Raw genomic sequence first — 15,005 nt, forward strand, 5'->3', positions numbered from 1 at the left:
TAAAATAATCATTGCCCTGTGTGTTTAATGATGATTTTAATCGTGTCGATTTCATATCAAAGTCGGATGTCTTTTGCAATTTTCCCATCAAGCATTTCTATGAGGCGGTTGCCATAATCGGCATTTCCCCTGGCATGGGTGGCTTGTATGATGGTGGTCCCTTCCTGGTTGAGTTCCCGGAACACTTCCATGATTTCTTTGGCCTGTGCGGAATGCAGGTTTCCGGTAGGCTCATCGGCCAGTAACACCCGTGGTTTTCCGGCTATGGCCCTGGCCACACCTACCAGCTGCTGCTGCCCGCCGGAAAGTTGTTCCGGAAAAAGGTCCTTTTTGGCCACCATATTAAAGCGATCCAACAGGCCGGCCACGATACCCTTTCTATCGGATGAAGATACATTTCTGTAGAGCAAGGGAGTCTCGATATTTTCGTAAACGGTCAGCTCATCGATCAGGTGATAAGCCTGAAAAATATATCCGAATTGGGATTTGTGTAAGGCAGCACGCTGCTTGTCTTTCATGGATGAAATCGCTTCTCCATCGAATAAATACCTTCCTTCAAAATTCTCGTCAAGCAAGCCGATGATATTGAGCAGGGTAGACTTTCCCACGCCGGAGGGCCCCATCAGGGTAATGAAATCCCCTTCCTCAATTTGAAGGTGAATGCCTTTTAAAATAAATATCCTTTGGAACCTGGATGCGATAAATTTGTCGATTTCTTTTAACTGTATCATGAAAATGAATTGATGGCCTATGCTGTGATCTATTTGGCAGCGATAAAGCTTGTTTCCACTACCATGCCATAAAAAAATAGCTGATAGAGGCCAATTAGGGGTATTTCATGCTTTCGTGGGGATGCTTCAGGCGAACACCTTTGTCCGCTGGCGGACAAAGCCATGGGTTGAAGTATGGTTGGGGTATTGTTGGTACCAATGGTTTTTCGATTGGCTCAACAAGCCACTCACAGGCCAAAAATAATAGTTTAAAAAGTCCGATCCATTTTTAAAGGATCACTGGCATTTTAGTCCCCTTTTGGACTTAATCCTTCATCTTTATCCAAACCATGTTTCATTTCGAATTGATTCCTTTTGATTTCAAAACGTTCCAATTCGGCATTGATTAAATCCAGGGATTCATTGTATCTGGAAAATAAATCTCCCATATTTTTTTCCATATCCGAGAAATTGAATTCCATGGCATCCATCTGAAGTTTTGAAGACTTTTCCACCATAGCCACCTGACTTTTTTGAAGGTCTTCCAACAACCTTAAAGCCCTATCCATTTTTTCTAATTTTTGCCTGTTATCCATAACTTTTTGAGGATTTTTTGTTGATTTATTGAAACAATACCGCAAGAATTGTACCGAAGAATATCGGACCTCAATAAATTGAACCTACCCTATGTATTGGATCAACATCCCGGTTTAAAAATTTCTTCCGGATCAAAACATTTTTTTCAAACCAATGCTTCAACAGGTATTTCTTCAAAAACTGTGGTTAGTGCCATTCCGCTGCCGACCTTAAGGGGTCAGTATACTCCGGATTATTCGAAACAATGGTCGACCTGCCTGATTCAGCTTGCAGTTCGGAAGCGGGTCAATGCAGGTAAAAGGCGGATTTACATACGGTTGTTTTCGGAAAGGATATTTAGCCCCTGCCCTTAACCGGGTATTTTTATAAAAAATGCAAAAAAATATTCTCTTTTTATTTAGATCTTCAATATTTTAGTACTTTTGTTTTCAACATGAGTGAAAATCGCCTAAATAGAAGCCATAATCTTAAAACAGGTTTTTCTGAAGCCTTGTTCAGCTTTTTGCTTCTTCTTGGTTTTTTAATTACCGGGGTTTTTTCCACCGTTTTCGCCAGCCAGAAAGGCCCCGAAGCAGATGGGAAAAATGAGACTTATGTCTTACAGCCAACCGAAGACTACGGTGATTTTCCCAGCCCCTTCCCTTTACCCCATGAGCCGGAACCTGAAAATTCCGATGAATCTGGAAAAAAAGAAAAAGGGGATGATGAATCATCCAAATGGGCAACAGCAACAAGAGTTCCCGAATGCCTTACCCACAACCTGACAAGAGGAACATTCATTAATTGCCTTTTGTCACTCCTCAACAGGAGGACGCCCCAGCTATACGTGCTCCACCATTCCTGGAAAAGACACCTTTCCTGATTGATTTCACCATTGAATCCAGCTTCTGATCACCAAAGCAGCTGCATTCCGATACAGCCTTGTCCTGGGATTACCCATTTCAAGAGGCATGCTGTATCCTTTCATTAAGGTTCAAATCAATCAATTCTTTACAACAATGAAAATTTTAAACCTAATTATTGGGTTTGTGGCGCTATCCATAGGCAGTTGTACCCATAAGGAGCATCACGAGCAGGAAGCGCCCAGGCTTGTGGTGACCAGTCCAATTCAAAAGGACACACTGATTTACCATGAATACGTCAGTCAAATTCATTCCATCCAACACATTGAGCTTCGCGCGTTTGAAAGAGGCTACCTCAAGGAAATTTACATAGATGAGGGACAATCGGTCAAAAAAGGCCAATTGCTCTTCCAGATAATGCCTGTCATTTACCAGGCAGAAGTAAAAAAAGCACGGGCGGAGGCCAGCTTCGCCGAATTGGAATACGAGAATACCCGAAGCCTGGCAGATAGCAATATTGTCTCCCAAAACGAACTGGCACTGGCAGAAGCTACCCTGCAAAAAGCACAAGCCGAGCTGTCACTTGCGCAGGCCCACCTTGCTTTTACGGAGATCCGGGCACCTTTTGATGGCATCGTTGGCCGGTTTAAAGATGTACGGCTGGGAAGCCTGGTGGACGAAGGGGAGTTACTCACGACACTTTCGGATAACAGCAAAATGTGGGTGTATTTTAACGTGCCGGAGGCCGAGTACCTCGACTATACCATGAGCGAAGAGAAAGGGGAACGAACCATAGTGAAGCTCAAATTGGCAAACAATGAGGTTTTCGAAAATGAGGGGGCCGTAGAAACCATTGAGGCTGATTTTAACAATGAAACCGGAAACATTGCCTTTCGGGCCACCTTTCATAACCCAAAAGGAATTTTGAGAAATGGACAAACCGGGAATATTCTAATGCCTACCTACCTCAGGAATGCCTTGCTAATCCCACAAAAAGCCACCTTTGAGATTTTGGACAAAAAATATGTCTATACGGTAGACGAAAACGATGTTCTCAGCGCCAGGGAAATCACTGTCGGCGCAGAAATGCCGCATGCCTATGAGGTAACTGAGGGACTGAACAAAAAAGATAAGGTATTGGTAGAGGGACTTAGGAAGGTTAAAGCAGGTGATAAGGTCAACTACGATTTTCACCGGCCTCAGGAAATTTTGACCGCACTGCACCGCTTGCACGCTGAATAAGTAAGGACCCTAAACTTTATCAACATGTTCAATAAGTTCATTCAAAGACCGGTCCTTGCGCTGTCTATTTCTATCGCTATTGTCTTTTTGGGACTACTGGCAATGTCCAGCCGGCCGGTGTCACAATTCCCTGAAATTGCTCCCCCACGGGTAAATATCTTCATTGCCTATCCCGGATCCAGTGCGCAGGTGCTGGTAGAGTCCACCTTGATTCCGCTGGAGCGCGCTATCAACGGGGTTCAGAATATGCAGTACATTATTTCCGATGCAACCAGTGCGGGAGAAGCCACTGTTCAGATCGTATTTGAACCGGGGACGGACCCCAATGCTGCTGTGGTAAACGTCAAAACCCGGGTGGACCAAATCATGAATAACCTTCCACCTCTTGTACAGCGGGAAGGCATCATCATCACCCCCATACAGCCCAGCATGCTGATGTACGTCAACCTATTCAGCACCGACGACAAAGCGGATGAAAAATTTCTCTATAATTACGCTAATGTGCACATACTACCGGAACTGCAGCGAATCAGCGGTATGGGCCGGGCCCAAATACTGGGAAGCCGTCAATATGCCATGCGGGTATGGCTCCATCCGGACCGGATGAGGGCCTATAATCTCTCCACGGAAGAAGTGATGGAAGCCCTGGAAGAACAAAGTGTGATTGGCAGGCCTGGCAGGTTGGGGCAAGCTTCCGGAATGACCGCCCAGTCCCTGGAATATGTATTGACCTACAAAGGCCGGTTTAATAAGCCGGAAGAGTACGAAAACATCATTGTTCGGGCTAACCCTGAGGGGGAAATGCTGAAATTAAAGGATATCGCCAGTGTGGAGCTGGGCAGTGAATTCTTCGATATTTATTCCAACAAGGATGGTTATCCCGCAGCATCCATTGTGTTGAAACAAAATTACGGGACCAATGCCAGTAAGGTAATCGAAGATGTAAAAATAAAATTAAAGGAATTGGAAGCAGACTTTCCTCCTGGAATGTCCTATGAAATTAACTATGATGTATCAAAATTTGTAAACGCCTCTATAGACAAGGTGGTCCATACACTGGTGGAAGCATTTGTCTTGGTTGCGCTGGTGGTATTTCTTTTTCTTGGTGACTGGCGGTCCACTCTGATTCCCATCATTGCCGTACCGGTATCGCTGATAGGGGCTTTTCTGTTCATGCAATTATTTGGCCTGACGATTAACCTGATCACTCTTTTTGCACTGGTTCTGGCTATAGGTATAGTGGTGGATGATGCCATTGTGGTGGTAGAGGCTGTACATGCAAAGATGGAAGAAACGCACCTAAGTCCCTTTAAGGCGGTCAAAAAAGTACTTGGCGAAATAAGCGGTGCCATCATAGCCATTACGCTGATCATGACTGCTGTATTTATTCCTATAGCCTTTATGACCGGCCCGGTGGGGGTATTTTACCGGCAGTTTTCCATTACCATGGCCAGTGCAATCATCCTTTCAGGTATTGTAGCGCTTACGCTCACCCCGGTATTGTGTGCCATGATTTTGAAGAATAACCATGGAAAGCCTAAACGTAAAACGCCCATCAATCAATTCATCAATTGGTTCAACAGAAATTTTGAAAAATTGACGGGCAAATACACCTACCTGCTGACGCGGATTGTGGACAGGCGGGTGGTTACTTTTGGGATATTGATGGCTTTTGGTTTTGGTATTTTCTCCGTAAACCAAATACTGCCATCGGGTTTTATTCCAAATGAAGATCAGGGGATGATTTATGCCATTATCCAAACGCCTCCGGGCAGCACCCTGGAAAGAACCAACGATGTCTCCAGAAAGCTACAGGAAATTGCCGAAGAAGTTGAGGGGATACAATCGGTATCTTCCCTGGCGGGATACGAAATCCTGACTGAAGGCAGGGGATCCAATGCCGGAACCTGTATTATCAACCTTAAAGACTGGTCGGAAAGGAGCCAGTCCCTGCATGAAATAATAGAAGAACTTGAGGAAAAGACACAGGATTTGGGGGCTGTGGTAGAGTACTTCGAACCGCCCGCTGTCCCTGGTTATGGTTCCTCGGATGGTTTTTCTCTTAGACTTTTAGACAAAAGCAGTACCATTGATTATCAGGAATTTGACAGGGTAAATACCGATTTCATGGAAGCCCTTGGCAAACGGCATGAACTAGCCGGTCTATTTACATTTTATGCGGCCAACTATCCCCAGTATGAACTCCTCATTGACAACGAATTGGCCATGCAAAAGGGGGTGTCTATAGGGAAAGCCATGGAAAATCTGGATATTCTGATCGGAAGTACTTACGAACAGGGCTTCACGAGATTCAACACCTTCTTTAAAGTATATACCCAGTCGGCTCCTGAATACCGGAAAATGCCCTCTGATGTGCTGAATTTGTTCATCAAAAATGACCGTGAGGAGATGGTGCCCTATTCCTCTTTTATGACCATGAAAAAAACTCAGGGGCCCAATGAAATCACCCGGTTTAATTTGTATACTTCCTCTTCGATAAGGGGAGTACCGGCCCCAGGGAAAACCAGTGGCGATGCCATCAACGCCATTCGCGAGGTTGCCGCCCAAACCCTGCCCCAAGGCTATGACATTGCCTGGGAGGGTCTTTCCTACGATGAATCCCGCAGAGGTAATCAGGCCCTGTATATTTTTATCATTGTACTGATATTTGTGTACCTGGTGCTGGCCTCCCAATACGAAAGCTTTATCATACCACTGGCTGTTATCGTATCCCTTCCTGCCGGCGTATTCGGTTCCTTTCTATTGCTTAAAGCCATGGGGTTGGCAAACGACATCTATGCCCAAATTGGATTGATCATGCTGGTGGGGCTGCTGGGGAAAAATGCCGTACTGATCGTGGAATTTGCCGTGCAAAAACACCAGCAAGGTGCCACCATTTGGGATGCTGCAATTGAGGGAGCCAAAGTCCGGTTCCGTCCTATCTTGATGACCTCTTTTGCATTTATTGCCGGCTTGATTCCATTGGTGACGGCTACCGGACCCGGCGCAATTGGCAACAGAACCATTGGTGCATCAGCACTGGGTGGAATGCTATTCGGAACCGTATTCGGCGTACTCATAGTCCCCGGGCTGTATTACATTTTCGGTGGAATGGCCGATGGTAAAAAATTAATTCAGGATCAGGACGAAAATCCGTTGACCGAATCTTTTGTGGAAAGCAACTCGGAAGCTACCCTGATTAAAAAAATGAAAAAGTTGGGCCTGCTATTAAAAGTAGCCAATCGAAAAAGAAAGAACAATGGATAATCGCATATTATATAAAATCATTATCGTGCTTTTCATCCTGCTGCTGGCATTGAGCTGTAATGTCCCGCAGGAGGCTGTCAAAACCGCAAACAAGATGGTTCCTGAGGCATACCCTTATTCCGGAGATTCCACCAATACTGGCAAACTTGACTGGAAGGCCTATTACCGGGACGAAAAATTGATAGCACTAATCGATACTGCCTTGAAAAACAACCAGGAACTGAAGATAATCCTTCAGGAAATTGACATTAGCAAGGCAGAAGTTAGATCCAGAAAGGGTGAATATTTACCTTTTGCAGGGATCCGGGCGGGCGCAGGCCTTGAAAAAGAAGGGAGATACACCCGGCATGGGGCTGTTGATGAACAATTGGAAATCCGGGATGGCAGGAGTTTTCCTGATCCTTTTTCCGATTTCCTGCTTGGGGCATTTGCCAGCTGGGAAGTGGATATTTGGAAAAAACTACGCAATGCGAAAAAGGCAGCGGTGTTCAGGTACCTGGCGAGCCGGGAAGGGAAAAACTTCATGGTTTCGCAGTTAATAGCTGACATCTCCGAATCGTACTATGAGCTGTTGGTATTGGACAACCTGCTTGACATTATAGAACAGAATATCAAAATCCAGTCCAATGCGGTCCAGGTGGTGCGACAGCAAAAATCTGCCGCCCGGCTAACGCAGCTTGCGGTAAATCGCTTCGAAGCCCAATTGCTCAATACCCAGAACCTGCAGTTTTCCATTAAACAAAACATCGTTGAAACCGAAAACCGGCTGAATTATTTGACCGGAAGCATACCCCACCCCATAAAAAGGAATTCAGCCCAACTGAATCAGCTTACTGTTGACAGTTTGCAGGCGGGTATTCCCGCTCAATTGCTGGTCAATCGCCCGGATGTAAGGCAAGCGGAGTTGGAACTGAAAGCTGCTAACCTGGACCTGCGAGTGGCAAGGGCTAATTTCCTTCCCTCACTGGGAATCAAAGCAGGAATTGGATTTCAGGCTTTCGATCCGGCATATCTGGTTCGACCGGAATCCATTCTCTATAATTTAGCCGGCGATATCATGGCGCCGCTTGTCAATAGGAATGCAATCAAAGCCGCATACAACAGCGCCAATGCACGCCAAATACAGGCAGTGGTGAAATACGAACAGACAATCCTAAATGCGTACACTGATGTACTTAACCAGATGGCTAAGATTCGCAACTATACAGACAGCTATCAGACCAAATCCAGGGAAGTCGAACTGCTGATGCAATCTATCTCCATTGCCAACAGCCTGTTTAATGCCGCAAGAGCCGATTACGCAGAAGTATTGCTGACCCAGAGAGAAGCACTGGAGGCCAAAATGGATTTGTTGGAAATCAAAAGGCAGCAATTACAAACCAAAGTAAATGTCTATCGTTCTCTGGGAGGAGGCTGGAACTAAAAGGCAAATCAAAATTCATTGTTGCCTGTTCCTTGAACAATGAAAATAGGATTAATCAGGACTGTATGCGCTAAAACTGCAGTCCTGATTTTTTTAACCAATATCCCTGTTCGTATTGAAGTGGTCTATATCTTACAATGCCGGATAGTCCTGAATTTGCAGTAAAGCTTAGAGCATGACAGGAAAAATACCCGTTCCCTACTTATCAATAAAATATTTTGACCATGATTGGGAAAAACAAACCGACAACTTCTTGCTTTCTATTTCCCTTTTTTTGAAATTGATGGAGAAAATTCAGGGTTAAAACCCCTTTCGTCATTAGTAACCAAACCATACCTGAACCCCAAAAGTACCCGGTACGGTTATCCCTTCAACCAAGCAAAAAAAGGCATGTTCGGATCCGTCATTCTGGAAGTTGTTATCGGATTGATATTTATTTATCTGCTATTGAGCCTTTTGGCCACCACTATCTCCGAGCTGGCCATGAACCTGATCTATTCCCGTGGCAAAAACCTGCACCTTGCCCTTCAGACCATGCTGGATGACGAAGAGGATGTCCTCTGCAAGAAATTTTTTGACCATCCCCTAATCCAGAAACTGAAGAAAAAAGGAGATAAAGGATTTCCTTCCTACATCAGGAATGAATATTTTTCCAAAGTGCTCATCGAGCTACTATTCAAGGATAATGATGGTCAGCTGGAAAATATAGAAGCAGCCATCAATGACCTGCCGGACGGCAAGACCAAAGAAGTGCTCAGGACCTTTGCCCGGGATGCCCGGGGAAATATCGAAACATTTAAAGAAAACATCGAGAAGTGGTACCAGGAAGTCATGGATCAGGCCACAGGCTGGTACAAGGTCAATGTGCGAAAAGTATTGTTTGTATTGGGGCTTATCATCAGCATTGTATTCAATGCAGACACCATACGCATGGCAGAAAAAATATCCAATGATCCGGAAGCCCGACAGCAAATCGTCGCTATGGCTTATGAATACATGGAAAAGGAAGAAGGGCTTAATTCGACCACTTCGAATGAGCCTGATTCCAATCTGGTACAGCTAAGAGCAAAGATTTACGATTTAATTGATGAAGAAATAGAAACCAGCACTTCGGTTTTGGGTATGGGATGGAACGATGCCCCTCGTGCCAATATCAGGTTCTTTTCCAATTTATGGCCGGATACTTCCTGGTGGAGCTATGTATTCTATAGCCTGCTGGGCTAGATCATCACCGCCTTTGCCATTACCCTGGGAGCTCCATTCTGGTTTGACCTGCTCAAAAGGGTCATGAGCATTCGGGCATCGGGAGAAAAGCCAGCAGATAAAAAATAGCGGCCTTTTTTTAAGTTGAAATCGAGCATGACCTAGCCGTCACACAATGGGATGACTATCAACCATGCGAGATTCCATGTGGCCGCTTAAAGAAAAATTATAGACACATGAAATGATTTGAATTATTGTCCCCGCTTACACCCGAAACAGTTAATCAGTAAGAGCTGTATTGTATTGAATATCCAGGAGCTCCAAATCCAACCAGGTCCAGGGCCCTTCCTCGAGTTGCCAGGTAGCTTTTAAATGTGAGGGTACTTTAATACCTTCAAAGGTACTGTAAGCATCTACTGTAAGCACCCAGGGGTATTTCCTGGCATGATTACCCTTGTACCTCATGGCACTGAATTTGACAAAATTTCCAGCCTCATCGAAGTAAAATTTCCCACTTCCCGAAGTCCCCTTATAGGTCATGATGGCTTCTGCAGAATAATCATCGAGGATTTTCCATTGGATATAGGGACTTAAGGCCAGTGATGGAAACCATACCAATTCACCCAGGAATCGCTGAAGAGTACCCTCGTCCATCTTGTCTCCCTTTTCATTAACAATACTGACCAATGAATTCAGCTTAATCAGCATCTCCCCCTTTCCGTCTTTAAACATATCCCGACCCTTGATATGGACCAAAGGCATCATGCTTAAATCTACCGTCCAGATAAATGCCGGTGCCTCCATAAAGGTATATTGTAAAGCTTCTGCAGGGTACCATTTTTTTTGCTCCGGCTTCATTTTCATCAAAACCTTTTGCTTCACCCTGCCATTTTTGATTTTCGGTTTCCCGATGATGCCGGTGGTTTTTAACCAACGGCTAACCGGATCGGGCAAATGGTGTAACTCCTCCTCTGAAACCAATTCCTGCCCTGAAAAATCCAGGGTAGAAAATAGCTGGCTGGTTTCACTACTGATCTTTTTATCCATTCTCCAGGAGCAAAAAGCAACGACAACAATGGCCAATATGATAAAATTTGGAACCATACCGTATTTGGCATCCGCCCAGGAGCTGATCACCAAAAACACAGATACCAGGACGGCCACTGCAGCAGGGAAAACCCACCATTCGAGGTTCAACAAATACAGGATGACTGACAAGAAAAACAACAAGGCAGCCAATAGCCATACCAGACCAAGGGGCTTGGAAATGTCAGCTGTCAGTTGCGTTACTTCAGCCCATCCAAAGGCCTTAAAGAAACCCAGCAAATGGATGGCTCCATGGATAAGCAGTACAAGAATCACAATTATTTTCATGGTTTACGCTTTATTTTTTTCCGGATACTTCCAAATGCTACAATATCTTTCCCGTCCTCTTCCAATTTGATTTCATGGTCCACTGCTTCCGTCCAGTCTCCAGCCAATGATCAAATTTCCCTTGCCATTTAATGTGTCATCGAAAACCTGTGGTTCAAAACCAATATAAACTCCGTCGGGATCATTTTCAAAATTGACAAAAAGGATTATAAGGATCTATTTCAATGGTAAATGGATTGAAGAAACCGATCATATTAAGGCGTGTAACTTACAGGACAAAGTTTCTATTTGGATTAAGACAGTGGTACTATTGGTATTTATCAGAATTTTCCGTACCACCTCATTTCTTCATGAAATTGAGGGGTTTAACCACCAAACCATAATCCTTTTATTGCCACAAAATTAATGGAACATCTCATATAAGTTTATGACCTCAGCCAAGGAAAAAAATGACTCTTGTCAGGGAAAATAAAGTAGCGTTTAAAATGAATCATCGAGAATTGGTACAAGGAAGTCATGGATCAAACCACCAACCGGTATAAAATCAATGTGCGAAAACGAATGCCTGCCCGGGGGCTGCACCAGCATTGATTGCAATGCCTGGTACCATAGGCCCATCCGATGACCCGGAGTTCCCTTAAAGCCCGGGAGAGCCAGCCTCATCCATATAGCTAACTTTATGGCCCGGCTTTTGGTGGAAGATACATGGTAGAAGCATAAGGAATGACAAGTAATCGTACTGCATTACCAAATCCGATTAGAGAAGGCTTCCTTCCTGAAGGTGGAATTATGAAGAGCGGGAGAAAACTGTAAAACCATAACCAATAAAAAAAAACGTGCTATGAAAAATACACCCTACACCATCTTTATGTTGATGCTGGCTTGTTCGGCCATCACCATGTACATTACAATGTATTTCAACACCTATGCCGCAAGTCATGTATTTTTTAGCTGGACCAGAATGTACATGACCCTGATTGGTATAGGCGGCATGGCTATTATCATGTTTTTGTTCATGCGGAAGATGTATTCCAACAAGAAAAAAAATATAGCCATTATTCTGGGCAGTCTCTTGCTAATGGGATGTGCCACCTTTTTGGTGCGACAGCAGATCCCTATTTCCGATGTGAAGTGGATGCGGGCCATGATACCCCATCACTCGATTGCCATCCTGACCAGTAAGCATGCAGACTTGAAAGACCCGGAAGTGAAGCAATTAGCCAATGAAATAATCAAAGCCCAGGAAAAGGAAATAGCTGAAATGAAAGCAATGATCAAGCGGTTGGAAGACAATTAAACTGGAATACTGAATACAGCAGCACAGACATGCATCAGTAATTTCATAGGGGGCAGAGTTATCACCTCCCCCATTGAAATAACTTTACAAAAGTATTAATGAAAACATGGAAAATATTTGGTTTGAAAGCTGGGAAAGCCTGATCAGAACAATCTGTTTAACGACCATGGGATACATTGCAATGGTATTTCTATTGAGAGTATCAGGAAAAAGAACATTATCCAAAATGAACGCTTTTGATTTTATTGTTACCATTGCCCTTGGCTCCTGCCTGGCAAGTGTAGCTTTGAACAAAAATATACCTCTGACCGATGGGGTGACAGCGATCAGCTTGTTTATCGCATTTCAGTATTTACTGACCTGGTTATCTGTCCGGAAAAAAGAAGTTAAATCGTTAATTACCAATAGTCCATCATTGCTTTTTTACAAAGGGGAATTTCTGTATGAGGCCATGAAAAAGGAACGAATTACGGTTGAGGAGATCTACAGATCCGGCCGGCAACAAGGCATTTCTAAACTGGATGAAGTTAATATGGTAATTTTGGAGACCACAGGTGAAATTACCCTTATTCAAAAAATCCACAGGGGTACAAAACCTACCTTTGAAGACGTTAAAGTCCCGCGTTAATACCATTTCTTTACAGATGAAGCGAGCAGTACCTTTCTGGTAAAACATTCGGTAAGAACAATCATTGCCAGTGAAATCGGCAGTAAAGAAGCAGCAAATAACCAACAACCCGAGGCAGGGAACCGAGAATGGATCAATACCCTGATAGCAGCAGGTGCCTGGCTGGGGTTTCAAAAAATACAATGGAAAAAACCTAACCAATTACCTGGTTCATGATACTCAAATAAATTGAAGTCAAAACAGCTTAGTAATTCCAGCCTATTTCGACATTAAAATAAAGTTATATACCCTTGCAGCTTAAGGAGTCAAATAGCAGCTGATAGATTCCCATCTGATTGCTTCTTAAGTCTAAAAGAGCTGTTTTATTTAAGGTCTTTGTAATTTACTTATCTGTTTATTTTGGCTTGTGAGTAACCTTTGCCAGCGGGGGATCCCAATCGGGGTCTTCCTTGTTGATCAAATCCTCGACTTCGGCCAACCTCACATTTAATTCCTCATGAAACAAGTCATCCTCCGCATGTGCTTCTTCGATCGCTTGATTTAGATTTTCCTGAAAAGCCAAATCTTTTGGATTTTCCCAAAGCTTATTCAACGCATCATCACCATTTGACCGTGTTAGTTTGGATTGCATCCAATCATAAATGACCTGCAACCTTTCTTTTACCTTTTCTTTACCAGAAGCATCGTGGAGATAAATCAACATTCGGGGTATTGGTGTGGGTAGTTTTTCCATTGTTATGATAAATTAAAAGCCTGATTAAATTTGAACCTTAGCCATTTTCATGACTTTGTAATAAAATGTGTCCAGTAAATACCATTAAAAACAAAAAGCGGTCCAAAAGCCAAGAATAAAAATAGTATCCACCTTTTCCTCTTTGCTTTTATGCCACTTGATCTTTTCTTTAAACCGATAGAATTAATTTCGTTTGCGAAAATTCACCAGGACGTTAATAGCTGTATTAAGTATCGACACAATCGGCTATAAAAATCTTTTCACCAAAAGCGGATAAGTTGGTATTTTTTTGTAACTTCACCTGAAATCATGATAACAAAATTTTTCCATCGTATAATTTCTTGTGGTTGCTTTCAAAAGCATCCAAAAGTTTTGCTTTGTGGGCACAATAAAGCCTTCATCAGCTAAACCCTCTACTCACCATATTCAGGTAGAGGGTCGTATTTTTAACACGCATCCCTTTACAGGATGTCTGTCACCATTTAATTATTCAATCTATTAACAGGCTATAATCATGATACCAGTTATCAAAGCAACCGATGTGGAAACCATCCTGAAAATGGTACGCAACCTCACCCCGGAAGAAAAAACGAAAGAAGTAAAACAATTGGTTTACGAAATTCAAAAAGCGAAAAAAGTCCCTGATGATAAACTGCCTCAGAATGTCATTCAATTAAACAGTTATTTTGAAGCGCGTTTTGAACAAGGCGGTCAGCAAATAGCCATGACTTTGGTTCACCCAAAAATTGCAGACCTGAACAACCAAAAACTATCCCTCTTTTCCCCTCTTGGCGTTGCCTTGATCGGTTTTAAAGAAGGAGATCGCATAGAATGGTCCCTTCCCGGAGGAAAAAGAACCATCCACATCCTGAAGGTTTCTAGCCCTGAATGCATCAAGGTGAATTAAAAATAAATTTCTAAATCAGTCAAAAAATGATAAAATGGGCATATAGCATCAGAAACAAAGGCAAACTTTCATTGCTTCTTATGGTCATTGTAGGTGTGGTACTTCTTAACCATTTTAAGGAAAGGAGTAATGCCGATAAAATGAGTAAAGCCATGACTGCCATGTATCAGGATAGGCTGATGGTGGAAGGTTATATATATGACATTTCACGGGCTTTTTCAGAAATCAGCAAGCAATATCAGGAAAGCATAACCGAAAACCCTCAGTACCTCAATCAGAAAATTGAATATATAGATAATCGGATCGAATTGTTTCAAAAAACCCAACTGACAGTGGCGGAGGAGCAACATCTCCGCCATTTGGCAGAGCGGGTTGAGAAAATCAAACAATCTCCATCGGGCAGGCTTGTTGTATCTGAAATGGAAAAACACATTATGCTTTCCCTGGCTGAATTACAAAAACTCTCTCGTATTCAAATGGAAGAAGGAAAGGCCATTATATCACAAACGGAGAGAATCATTCATTCAGGCGAACGCTTCGCTCAACTGGAAATAGTCGCATTATTACTTATTTTGGTTCTGGTCCAAACCCTGATCATTTCTACCAAAAGCTTCAACCCGGGGCATAAGGTTCCTTTTAAATTAAACTGAAAAAGGCAAGCCAATTGATCAAAACATAAGTCCGGCCTGATTCTAGAAAAAAACACCATTCTCCCCATCAAAGTCTCCCGCCTCAGCCTCCCCTCAAATTGCCTAGTGGTACCTATTATGTATATAAATTAA

Annotated in this window: 13 protein-coding genes; 9 read left to right on the forward strand and 4 right to left on the reverse strand. The window is 43.2% G+C overall.

The window, feature by feature from the left end:
* Positions 1-56 precede the first annotated feature (56 nt).
* Both HUJ21_RS17765 and HUJ21_RS17770 read right to left on the reverse strand, forming a co-directional pair.
* Positions 57-731: an ABC transporter ATP-binding protein gene (locus HUJ21_RS17765; protein ID WP_291371906.1), complete on the reverse strand. Its 675-nt coding sequence runs from the start codon at positions 729-731 to the stop codon at positions 57-59.
* A 287-nt stretch (positions 732-1,018) separates the two neighbouring features.
* Positions 1,019-1,306 carry a hypothetical protein gene (locus HUJ21_RS17770; protein ID WP_291371907.1) on the reverse strand — a complete coding sequence of 96 codons (288 nt, stop codon included), beginning with the start codon at positions 1,304-1,306 and terminating at the stop codon, positions 1,019-1,021.
* Positions 1,307-1,740: 434 nt separating this feature from the next.
* Here HUJ21_RS17770 and HUJ21_RS17775 point away from each other — a divergent pair, with 434 nt between their 5' ends.
* From HUJ21_RS17775 to HUJ21_RS17795, 5 genes are all read left to right on the forward strand, one after another.
* On the forward strand, positions 1,741-2,169 hold the full coding sequence (locus HUJ21_RS17775; protein WP_291371908.1) for a hypothetical protein: 429 nt from the start codon (positions 1,741-1,743) through the stop codon (positions 2,167-2,169).
* Between the two features lie 136 nt (positions 2,170-2,305).
* Positions 2,306-3,391 carry an efflux RND transporter periplasmic adaptor subunit gene (locus tag HUJ21_RS17780; protein ID WP_291371909.1) on the forward strand — a complete coding sequence of 362 codons (1,086 nt, stop codon included), beginning with the start codon at positions 2,306-2,308 and terminating at the stop codon, positions 3,389-3,391.
* A 24-nt stretch (positions 3,392-3,415) separates the two neighbouring features.
* Positions 3,416-6,658 (forward strand): efflux RND transporter permease subunit, encoded by a 3,243-nt coding sequence (locus tag HUJ21_RS17785; RefSeq protein WP_291371910.1) that lies wholly within the window; start codon positions 3,416-3,418, stop codon positions 6,656-6,658.
* The gene (locus HUJ21_RS17790; RefSeq protein ID WP_291371911.1) at positions 6,651-8,081 is read left to right on the forward strand and encodes a TolC family protein; all 1,431 of its coding nucleotides are present in this window, start codon (positions 6,651-6,653) and stop codon (positions 8,079-8,081) included. Before HUJ21_RS17785 ends, HUJ21_RS17790 begins: the two co-directional genes overlap by 8 nt.
* Positions 8,082-8,309: 228 nt before the next feature.
* On the forward strand, positions 8,310-9,305 hold the full coding sequence (locus HUJ21_RS17795; protein ID WP_291371912.1) for a hypothetical protein: 996 nt from the start codon (positions 8,310-8,312) through the stop codon (positions 9,303-9,305).
* Between the two features lie 258 nt (positions 9,306-9,563).
* Here HUJ21_RS17795 and HUJ21_RS17800 read toward each other — a convergent pair whose 3' ends face one another.
* Positions 9,564-10,658: a DUF6544 family protein gene (locus HUJ21_RS17800; RefSeq protein ID WP_291371913.1), complete on the reverse strand. Its 1,095-nt coding sequence runs from the start codon at positions 10,656-10,658 to the stop codon at positions 9,564-9,566.
* A gap of 841 nt (positions 10,659-11,499) precedes the next feature.
* On the opposite strand from HUJ21_RS17800, the gene HUJ21_RS17805 reads away from it, so the two are divergent.
* Complete coding sequence (locus HUJ21_RS17805; RefSeq protein ID WP_291371914.1) at positions 11,500-11,955, forward strand: DUF305 domain-containing protein; 456 nt, start codon at positions 11,500-11,502, stop codon at positions 11,953-11,955.
* A 106-nt stretch (positions 11,956-12,061) separates the two neighbouring features.
* Entirely contained in the window at positions 12,062-12,583 is a 522-nt protein-coding gene (locus HUJ21_RS17810) for a YetF domain-containing protein (RefSeq protein ID WP_291371915.1), read from the forward strand.
* 394 nt (positions 12,584-12,977) lie between these two features.
* On the opposite strand, the gene HUJ21_RS17815 is transcribed toward HUJ21_RS17810, so the two are convergent.
* On the reverse strand, positions 12,978-13,316 hold the full coding sequence (locus HUJ21_RS17815; RefSeq protein ID WP_291371916.1) for a hypothetical protein: 339 nt from the start codon (positions 13,314-13,316) through the stop codon (positions 12,978-12,980).
* Between the two features lie 514 nt (positions 13,317-13,830).
* Here HUJ21_RS17815 and HUJ21_RS17820 point away from each other — a divergent pair.
* Positions 13,831-14,223 (forward strand): GreA/GreB family elongation factor, encoded by a 393-nt coding sequence (locus tag HUJ21_RS17820; RefSeq protein ID WP_291371917.1) that lies wholly within the window; start codon positions 13,831-13,833, stop codon positions 14,221-14,223.
* 26 nt (positions 14,224-14,249) lie between these two features.
* Positions 14,250-14,873: a hypothetical protein gene (locus HUJ21_RS17825; protein ID WP_291371918.1), complete on the forward strand. Its 624-nt coding sequence runs from the start codon at positions 14,250-14,252 to the stop codon at positions 14,871-14,873.
* The last annotated feature ends 132 nt before the right edge of the window (positions 14,874-15,005 follow it).

This window comes from Cyclobacterium sp., from assembly GCF_014762705.1.
Classification (GTDB): Bacteria; Bacteroidota; Bacteroidia; order Cytophagales; family Cyclobacteriaceae; genus Cyclobacterium.

What these genes read in the sequence shown, in the direction of transcription:
- HUJ21_RS17820 (WP_291371917.1), top strand. Translation starts at nt 13,831, where the DNA reads ATGATACCAGTTATCAAAGCAACCGATGTGGAAACCATCCTGAAAATG.
- HUJ21_RS17765 (WP_291371906.1), bottom strand. Translation starts at nt 731, where the DNA reads ATGATACAGTTAAAAGAAATCGACAAATTTATCGCATCCAGGTTCCAA.
- HUJ21_RS17810 (WP_291371915.1), top strand. Translation starts at nt 12,062, where the DNA reads ATGGAAAATATTTGGTTTGAAAGCTGGGAAAGCCTGATCAGAACAATC.
- HUJ21_RS17790 (WP_291371911.1), top strand. Translation starts at nt 6,651, where the DNA reads ATGGATAATCGCATATTATATAAAATCATTATCGTGCTTTTCATCCTG.
- HUJ21_RS17780 (WP_291371909.1), top strand. Translation starts at nt 2,306, where the DNA reads ATGAAAATTTTAAACCTAATTATTGGGTTTGTGGCGCTATCCATAGGC.
- HUJ21_RS17785 (WP_291371910.1), top strand. Translation starts at nt 3,416, where the DNA reads ATGTTCAATAAGTTCATTCAAAGACCGGTCCTTGCGCTGTCTATTTCT.
- HUJ21_RS17825 (WP_291371918.1), top strand. Translation starts at nt 14,250, where the DNA reads ATGATAAAATGGGCATATAGCATCAGAAACAAAGGCAAACTTTCATTG.
- HUJ21_RS17800 (WP_291371913.1), bottom strand. Translation starts at nt 10,658, where the DNA reads ATGAAAATAATTGTGATTCTTGTACTGCTTATCCATGGAGCCATCCAT.
- HUJ21_RS17775 (WP_291371908.1), top strand. Translation starts at nt 1,741, where the DNA reads ATGAGTGAAAATCGCCTAAATAGAAGCCATAATCTTAAAACAGGTTTT.
- HUJ21_RS17805 (WP_291371914.1), top strand. Translation starts at nt 11,500, where the DNA reads ATGAAAAATACACCCTACACCATCTTTATGTTGATGCTGGCTTGTTCG.
- HUJ21_RS17815 (WP_291371916.1), bottom strand. Translation starts at nt 13,316, where the DNA reads ATGGAAAAACTACCCACACCAATACCCCGAATGTTGATTTATCTCCAC.
- HUJ21_RS17770 (WP_291371907.1), bottom strand. Translation starts at nt 1,306, where the DNA reads ATGGATAACAGGCAAAAATTAGAAAAAATGGATAGGGCTTTAAGGTTG.